At 37.1% G+C, this 9,043-nt stretch carries 8 protein-coding genes; 6 read left to right on the top strand and 2 right to left on the bottom strand.

Annotation, left to right across the window (positions count from 1 at the left end):
- Positions 1-1,505, top strand: a 1,505-nt coding sequence (locus QVB70_RS08065) for an ATP-binding protein (RefSeq protein WP_287585201.1), incomplete at its 5' end; no start/stop codon positions are given.
- A 397-nt stretch (positions 1,506-1,902) separates the two neighbouring features.
- A complete protein-coding gene (locus tag QVB70_RS08070) occupies positions 1,903-5,793 on the top strand; it encodes a PAS domain S-box protein (protein ID WP_287585206.1) in 3,891 nt (1,296 codons plus the stop codon).
- Positions 5,794-5,833: 40 nt separating this feature from the next.
- Here the strand turns inward: QVB70_RS08070 and QVB70_RS08075 are convergent, their stop codons facing one another.
- Together QVB70_RS08075 and QVB70_RS08080 are read right to left on the bottom strand one after the other, a co-directional pair.
- Entirely contained in the window at positions 5,834-6,289 is a 456-nt protein-coding gene (locus QVB70_RS08075; protein ID WP_287585217.1) for a low molecular weight protein arginine phosphatase, read from the bottom strand.
- Between the two features lie 54 nt (positions 6,290-6,343).
- Positions 6,344-6,850: an NADH-quinone oxidoreductase subunit C gene (locus QVB70_RS08080; RefSeq protein WP_287585208.1), complete on the bottom strand. Its 507-nt coding sequence runs from the start codon at positions 6,848-6,850 to the stop codon at positions 6,344-6,346.
- A gap of 475 nt (positions 6,851-7,325) precedes the next feature.
- Here QVB70_RS08080 and QVB70_RS08085 point away from each other — a divergent pair, with 475 nt between their 5' ends.
- The 4 genes from QVB70_RS08085 to QVB70_RS08100 form a co-directional block, all read left to right on the top strand.
- Positions 7,326-7,589 (top strand): NADH-quinone oxidoreductase subunit J, encoded by a 264-nt coding sequence (locus tag QVB70_RS08085; protein WP_287585209.1) that lies wholly within the window; start codon positions 7,326-7,328, stop codon positions 7,587-7,589.
- A 1-nt stretch (position 7,590) separates the two neighbouring features.
- Entirely contained in the window at positions 7,591-7,884 is a 294-nt protein-coding gene (locus QVB70_RS08090; protein WP_287585211.1) for a hypothetical protein, read from the top strand.
- On the top strand, positions 7,884-8,210 hold the full coding sequence (locus tag QVB70_RS08095) for an NADH-quinone oxidoreductase subunit K (RefSeq protein WP_287585213.1): 327 nt from the start codon (positions 7,884-7,886) through the stop codon (positions 8,208-8,210). Before QVB70_RS08090 ends, QVB70_RS08095 begins: the two co-directional genes overlap by 1 nt.
- Positions 8,211-8,223: 13 nt before the next feature.
- A partial coding sequence (locus tag QVB70_RS08100) for a proton-conducting transporter membrane subunit (protein WP_287585215.1) occupies positions 8,224-9,043 on the top strand: 820 nt, incomplete at its 3' end.

Below are 9,043 nucleotides of genomic sequence, written 5' to 3' on the forward strand. Positions count from 1 at the left end.
ATCGTGGTTTGTATGAGTCATCCATTGATGGCCTTGTTTCAGCATATATTGGAGGAGATATAATAGAATGTAATCAAGCATTCGCAGATATGCTTGACTACACTAAGGAAGAACTTTTTAAGTTAAGGCTTCGAGATCTTATACCTGATAAATGGCAAATGCTTCTTGACAAAATCATAAATGAACAATTACTGAAAAAGGGATATACTGAAGAATTTGAAATTGAACACATCAAGAAAGATAGTACGATCTTTCCAGCATCAGTAAGAGTCTGGCTTATCAAAAATAAAGTTGATGAGCCAATGGGATTGTGGGCCATCGTTCGTAACATCACCGAAAGGCGAATATTAGAAGAAGAACTTCAAAAGTTCGAAAAACTTGAATCAATCGGAATTCTTGCTGGTGGCATCGCACATGACTTTAATAATATCCTAACTGCTATTCTAACAAACATTTCAGTTGCGAAAATGGCTTCAAAATCAAATGAAGTTGTATCCAAGCGCTTGACAGAGGCAGAAAAAGCCTCGATTCGTGCGAAAGATCTGACCCAACAATTGCTTACTTTTTCAAGAGGCGGCGCACCCATTAAAAAGATTACATCCTTATTCGAAATCCTCAAAGATACCGTTAAGTTTGCTTTAAGTGGAACAAACGTCTCATCCCGATTCTATCTGTCAGACGAACTTTGGTCAGTTGAAGTTGATGAAGGACAGATCAGTCAAGTCATCCACAACTTAGTAATCAATGCCGATCAAGCTATGCCGGAGGGAGGGATAATTGAGATTCATGCAGATAATATTACTGTTGGATCTGAATCAGGACTACCACTAAACGTGGGAAAATATATTAAACTTGCTATAAAAGATCATGGAATCGGCATACCAAAGGAATATCTTTCAAAGATATTTGATCCTTATTTTACTACGAAACAAAAAGGGAGTGGTCTAGGGCTCACGGTTGCATATTCAATAATAAAAAATCATGACGGACTTATTTCAGTAGAATCAGAATTGGGTAAAGGCACAGTATTCTATATCTATATTCCTGCGTCAAAAACGCAGATTCATGCAAAGAATGATGCAGAAAGAAAACCAATTACTGGCAAAGGGAAGATCTTGGTTATGGATGATGAAGAAATCATTAGAGATGCTTTAGATGAAATATTAACAATTCTAGGTTACCAAACTGACTTTGCTAAAAATGGCGAAGAAACTATTGCACTTTTTAAAGAAGCGAAAGAATTAGAAGAACCATTTGATCTTGTCATTATGGATTTAACTATAAAAGGCGGGCTGGGAGGTAAGGAGGCAATTAAAAGATTAATTGAAATTGATCCTGAAGTTAAGGCAGTTGTTTCAAGCGGGTATTCTACTGATCCTGTAATGGCAAATTTCAAGAAATATGGATTTCGTGGCGTCATTGCCAAACCATATGACATTAACGAATTGAGTAAGACACTACATAAGATTATACAAAGACAAGATCAATACTTTCTTGAAAATTAGCTTTGCGAAACATTTTATTTAGGTCCAATTTTGTAGGAATGTGTTCTATTTTTTTGCTTTTGTGATTCATCTTTTCTATGCAATATGTAGTTGCTGATAACTTACATTTACACTAACATCATCTATTTTTCAAACACATTCTTGTAATGAAGATTTCTTTTTTGAATTGGAGGTATGGTAGCTAAATATGTAGCGTACTACATTCAGAGAGCAGGAAAAACTTAGACATTTCATAATATGTTCATAGAGCAAATCATAGAAACAAGTTAGCGACAAAAATTTATACCTCCGTGTAGACAAGAAATATAGAAACAAAATGATAAAGAAAAATGATAATAAGTCAATCTTATGAGAAGAGTGCCTTTATTAAGTATTGATCCACTAGGAGCCTCTCAAAATGAATTATGAGGATAAGACGAAAGAACAACTGGTAAATGAACTTATAGAGCTGCATCAACGTATAACTAATTTAAGAATATCTGAAGAATTGCATGAGAGATTCAAGGATGCACTAGCAACAAGTGAAAGGCGGTTCAGAGAGTTGGCTGTGCTCTTACCAGTAACTGTTTTTGAAATAGACTTGAATGCAAAGCTCACTTTTGTTAACCGTGTTGCTTTTGACATTTTTGGTTATTCTCAAGAAGATTTTGATAGGGGGATCAATGCCTTTCAGGTGATTGCTCAAGAAGACCATGAGAGGCTTAAAGAAAGCATTTCTAGATTATATAACGGAGAAGATATTGGAATAATTGAATTTACTGCTCAGAAAAAAGACGGAAGCAGGTTCCCAGTTATTGTTCATAGTAACGTGATTAAGAATGAAGGTGGGCCTCCTATTGGCTATAGAGGGATTTTAATTGACATTACTGAGCGCAAAAGGGCTGAGGATGCCTTTAAAGCAAGTGAAGAGCGCTATCGTGGATTATATGATTCTTCAAGAGACGGCATTTTTTCGGTGGACATGAACGGAAGAATTGTAGAGTGTAATCAAGCAATGGCGGATATACTTGGCTATACTAAGAAAGAACTGTATAATTTTACTGTTTATGACATTGTACCCCAAAAATGGCATGATTTTGGGAATAAAATTATTACTGAACAAGTGTTCAGAAGGGGCTATTCTGATGAGTATGAATTAGAGGCCATCAAAAAAGATGGTTCCAGCCTCCCGGTTTCTATAAGAACTTGGATCATCAAAGATAAGGATGGTAAACCAGTTGGAAGGTGGTCCATCGCTCGCGACATCACTGAACGCAAGCAGGCTGAAGAGGCTTTAAAGGAAAGTGAAAAGCGTTATCGCGGGTTATATGAATCTTCCAGAGATGGTATTATCTCTGTAGATATGGACGGAAACATTATAGAGTGTAATCAGTCTTTAGCGGATATGCTCGACTATACTAAGGAAGAACTTTATCGTTCAAAATTCCAGGATCTCATGTCTAATAAATGGCTTGCAAAGACGGCACAAATTCTCAATGAGCAGATAATACCTCGTGGCTTTTCTGATGTAAATGAGATGGAAGCAATTAAGAAAGATGGGACAATTATACCTATTTCTGTGAGGACGTGGCTCATTAAAGATAGGGATGGCAATTTAACAGGAACATGGGCTATTATCCGAGATATTAGTAAACGAAAACGAGTTGAAGAAGCATTTAAAGAGAGTGAGAAACGTTATCGTTCCCTTTTTGAGGATTCAAGAGATGCTATATATTTTACCACCCGAGAAGGTAAACTAATCAATGTTAATCAAGCATTAATTGAATTGTTCGGTTTTAGCAGAGAAGAGTTGCAAAAAATAAACGTCCGAGAGTTATATATTGATCCTACAGATCGTTCAGTATTTCAACGAGAGATAGAACAAAAAGGATCAGTCAGAAACTATGAATTAAAATTGCGAAAGAAAGAAAATACAGAGATTGATTGCTTGCTTACTGCGACAGTACGGCGGGATAATGATGGAAAAATTATAGGATACCAAGGCATTATTCGTGATATCACTGAAAGAAAAAAACTGGAGCGGCAATTGGTTGAGTCAGAAGAGAAATACCGAACGCTTGTAGAGAAAGATCCAAACATGATTTATTTAATTAAAGATGGGGAGCTTACATTCGCTAATCAAGCACTTCTGAATACCTTAGGATATTCACTTAAGGAAATACTTGACATAAGCTTAGATGATTTGTCACCAATTGTTCCTGAACAGAGACAGATGATAAAAGAGAGACTGAAAAAAAGAATTGCTGGAAAAAATGTGCTTGAATCTTATGAGTTTTCTGTGATGACAAAAAACGGTGAGATAATTCCTTGTCTTCTTAATACAACTTCTTTTGAATTGGAAGGAACGCGTATTATTCAAGGTGTTTTGACTGATATCAGGAAAGTTAAAAAATTAGAAAAAGAACTCAAAGAGTCTGAGGAACGCTATCGTGGGCTTTACAATTCCACTATAGACGGTATCGTTTCTCAAGATATAGAAGGAAACATTTTAGATTGTAACCAAGCTTTTATAGACATGCATGGTTATACGAAAGAGGAGATATATCAGTTAAAGCTCAAAGAACTGATTCCCAGTAAATGGAACAAAATAATTGAAAGAATGATTAACGAACAACTCATTCCATATGGCTATTCGGACGAGTTCGAGTTAGAATGCATTAAGAAAGACGGAACAATTTTTCCTGTCTCCGCAAGATCTTGGCTCACCAAGAATAAAGAAGGCAAACCTTTAGAAGTATGGTCTATTATACGTGATATTACAGAGCGTAAGCGCGCTGAAGAAGCTTTAATTGAGTCAGAAGAGCGTTACCGAGGATTATATGAATCTTCAATAGATGGCATCGTCTCCGCAGATGGTGGAAATATTATAGAGTGCAATCAGGCTTTTGCGAATATGCTTGGCTACACAAAAGAAGAGATCAAAAAAATGAACTATATGGATCTCGTGCCTAGTAAATGGCATAATGAATTAACAAAAGTACTTATCGAACCTAGGCAAAAAAAAGGATATTCAGATGAACACAAACTCGAAATTGCGAAGAAAGATGGTTCATTAATCCCTATTTCTATTAGGGCATGGCTGATGAAAGATAAAGAGGGTTTTGCGAGCAAAGGATGGGCTATCATTAGAGACATCTCCGAAAAACGTAAGATGGAGGAAGAACTTCACAAAATAGAGAAACTTGAATCGCTTGGTATTCTTGCAGGCGGCATAGCTCACGATTTTAATAATATTCTTACTGGGATTTTAGGCAATATCACTCTTGCAAAAATGTATGCTCCATTCAGAGAAAAAGTGCTAGAAAGGTTGAGTGAGGCAGAAAAAGCCACAATACGGGCAAGAGATTTGACCCAACAATTGCTTACTTTTTCCAAAGGCGGCGCTCCGGTCAAAAAAACCGCTTCTATTGACGAATTACTCAGAGATACAACCGTTTTTACCTTGAGTGGATCCAATGTCAAGTGCAAATTTTCCATTCCTGAAGATATTTGGTCAGTCGAAATTGATGAAGGACAGATCAGTCAAGTCCTAAATAACCTTATTATCAATGCTGACCAAGCTATGCCAGATGGGGGAATAATCAATATTAGTGCTGAAAATGTGATTATTGGAACAAAAGATATTTTGCCGTTACAAGAGGGACGCTACATAAAGTTAAGTATAAAAGATCAGGGGATCGGTATTCCAGAAGAATATCTTCAAAAGATATTCGACCCCTATTTCACTACAAAACAAAAAGGAAGCGGTTTAGGACTTACGATCGCTTATTCAATAATAAAAAATCATAAGGGGCATATTGTTGTAGAATCAAAACTTGGCGCTGGTTCAAACTTCTCTATTTATCTTCCTGCTTTAAAAACACAAGTCCCGAAAGAGAAAGAAGCGGAAAATAGACCTATCACTGGCAAAGGAAAAATTATGGTCATGGATGATGAAGAGGTCATCAGGGACTCTTTAGGTGAGATATTAACCTTTTTAGGGTACGAAGTTGGGTTTGCTAGAGACGGTGAAGAAGCAATAACAATATACAAGAAAGCTAAAGACACAGGACAATCTTTCGATGCTGTTATTCTTGATTTGACTATTCGGGGTGGTATGGGTGGCAAAGAAACTATTGGAAAACTCATTGAAATTGATCCGAAAGTCAAAGCTATAGTTTCAAGCGGATATTCAACAGATCCTGTTATGGCTGATTTTAAAAATTATGGTTTTAGTGGAGTAGTTGCCAAACCATATGATATCAAGGAATTAAATGAAGCATTAGACAGTGTTATTAATGGAATTTAGCCTTCTTAACTAATTTAATCCGTATTTAAAACTAGAATATCTACAGATCCAGTTTCTCAAGAATTTTAATTGAGTATTCCTCGATTTCATCAGCACATCTTCGAAACGCTTCCGTTGAGAGCCCATAAGGGTCGTCTACATCTAAATCGTCTGTTTCTCCACCGCATTCTTTCAATGTAACCACCTTTTTTGAATCGTTGGTGTAGTACGATAGTATATGCTGCTTAACACTTTCATCTAGCGTTAAAATAAGCTCTGCTTCTCTTGCCATCTCTTTCGTAAGTTGTACACCGCCATATCCTGAAATATCGATTCCTCGTTCTTTGGCTACTTGTATGGATTTAGAATGTGGTGGTGAACCTTCGTAAGCATGGATCCCTGCTGAGCGGACAATTATGCTATCTGATTTTTCACTGCTTTCTAGTAGTTGTTTGAAGATTCCTTCGGCAAGAGGGCTTCGACACAGATTTGCATAACAGACAAAAATAATATTCATTGGAGACAAATGCTACACTCCATTCGCACAATTAAAAAAGGTGAAAAAGGCGGATTACTTGCGACTTTCTTCGTACGCTTTCTTTACTTCGTGTACATCTTTTTCCTTACGCAAAGGATATAGATCATCTGGCCAGTCATCCGGTAAGACTAATCGAGTCAAGCCTGGATGTCCCTCAAAGTTAATTCCAACGAGGTCATGAACTTCGCGCTCATATAGTACTGCTCCTGGAATGACACTTGTAATTGAAGTGACAGTCGGATTATCTTTTGGCAGAAGTACTCTTACTGTAACTTCTATCTCTATCTCGCCCAAACCTTTTGGTCTTGTAGCCATATGATAGAGAACTTCAAAAGATTCTTCTGCTTCTAAACCTGTAATTGTACTAACATGTGTTCCACCAAATTCTTTCTTCAGAAATGATACCCCATCAAGAATAGACTCTTTATTGAATGTGAGGTAGACTCTCCTAGGGCGTTCAATTTTTGAATCCGTTAATCCGTCTCCAAATTTTGATTTTGCAGCGTTAACAATTTTATTCTCTATTTCTAACTCACTCATTTTATTCACATTCCTTGTGACTATTGCCTTGTAAATTTCAATTTCCAAATTATTATCAAGAAATGATAATACCTTAGATGAAAGGTATTGAAATTTAAGTTTTACTTTTTAGGGTGAATATGCAGTCTTGTTAACAATTAGAGTAATATTCAAATATAAATGAACGTTAGGGGGCATCTATATGATATAACGCGTTCTTTCTTTAGTGATAACCTGTATATCAAATTATCTCTAATTTAAGGCAGTATCAGGGAATGAGATATATGTTGGGTTGTTTTAGGAAAGGATAAATTCATATATTGGACTGTATATGACAGTGGAGTAAAGATACTATTTGTCATTATCGTTCATTATATATTTTCGTGAAAAGCTTACTTAGAAGAAAACTTTATATGGAAAAAGTTAGTGATGGCTCTTCGTTTTAGAAAGATTGATTTTGAAATATATCAAAACCATAAACTAGAACGGTGAGATTATGCAGATTGCGTTTATGAGTATTTGGCATTTAATTATACTTGTTGGACTTATTGTAACTGCTATTTTAGCCATCGAGTCTCGCTCTATAGTGTATTGCGTGATCTCATTGGCAATAATGAGCGTTTTATTGGGTGTACTCTTTTTTCTCTTGGACGCTCCATACGTTGGGGTTTTTCAAATCGCGGTCTATGCTGGTGCGATAACTATACTCATGCTAGCAACTATTAGCTTAGTATCTCAAGAAGAACGGGAGGTTAAATAAAATGGCAGGCAAGAGTTCAGTTAGTAACGTGAGAATTGTCTTTGAAATAATTGGTGCTCTGCTTGGAATTGCATTCTTTGTTCTTTTATTTTCGAGCATCTCCACGATAACTCCCTTCATCTATGGTCAGCCGCCGCTTTCTGTAGAGCTTGGAAACATTCCACAAACTGTTACTCAGAATCTATGGAGTAATCGCGGAATTGATATGATCTTACAGGCATTCTTATTATTCGCAACCGCAATTGGAGCGGCTGCTCTGTTTAGAGAAGAACTCAAAAGGAGGAATGAAGAATAATGGCAATACCACCTCTAAGCATCGAGTTCTATTTAGGAACAGCTATTGTCCTTTATGTAATCGGTTTTTATTGCTTTGTTAGTAAGCGCAACATGATTAAGCTCATTATAGGTCTTGAAATTCTAATCGACGGAGCGCATCTTAATTTTATAGCATTTAGCGCGTATGCTAATGGTGGACTAATAGATCCTTTGGTGCACGCGATCGTGATTACAAGTATTGTAATCGGTGGTTGTATTGCAGCTGTTGCGATGGCGCTCATTCTATCGGCTTACCGTCAGTATAAAACAATCAATATTCGCGAACTAAGGCGATTAAAGGAGTAGAGGTGTTCAAAAGATGTTACCTTACGCACCCTGGCTTTGCTGGGCTATTCCAATGATTGGAGCGGTTTTAACTCCACTTTTTGCAAAAGCTCATCCAAAAATTAGAGACTATATGGCAGTCCTTTTTTCTTTAGTGGCTGCCGGATTTGCGTTATCTATGATTCCAGATGTTTTAACAGGAAATGTTATGAATTATGATCCTCTCTTGTTAAATACGTTGAATGGTACAGAACACGTCCCATTTGATTGGACAGTGCCTTGGATTCCATATATCAATGTAAATGCTGGAGTCCTGGTAGATCCTCTGTCCGTCTTAATGGCGAACGTAGCCACTTGTATAAGCGCTCTTATAATGATCTACAGCCTTGGGTATATGTCACATGACCCTGACCAAACCCGCTACTGGTTTTGGATGCAGTTTTTCATCGGGGGTATGACACTTCTTGTGATCGCTGACAATTTCTTGCAGATGTTCGTTGGCTGGGAAATTGTCGGTGCCTGTTCATATGGATTAATCGGATTCTGGCATAAGAAACCAAATATGATTGATGAACCATACCCAATGCTAAGGAGATCCGAAGGAGATTACAATGCTCATTGCGGGATGAAAGCGTTTGTTACTACACGCATAGGTGACGTAGCACTTCTTTCAGCAATTTTAATCATCTACTCTTATTCAGGCACTTTCAATTTCTTAGAATTAGTGGAACACTCTGGATGGGTCGGTGAACTTTCAAGGGCGGGGTTACTCACGATCGTTGCAATTTTGCTCTTCTTTGGCCCCATCGGTAAATCGGCTCAATTCCCATTACATGTATGGTTACCAGAGGCAA

It is taken from the genome of Candidatus Borrarchaeum sp. (assembly GCF_019058535.1).
GTDB lineage: Archaea > Asgardarchaeota > Sifarchaeia > Borrarchaeales > Borrarchaeaceae > Borrarchaeum > Borrarchaeum weybense.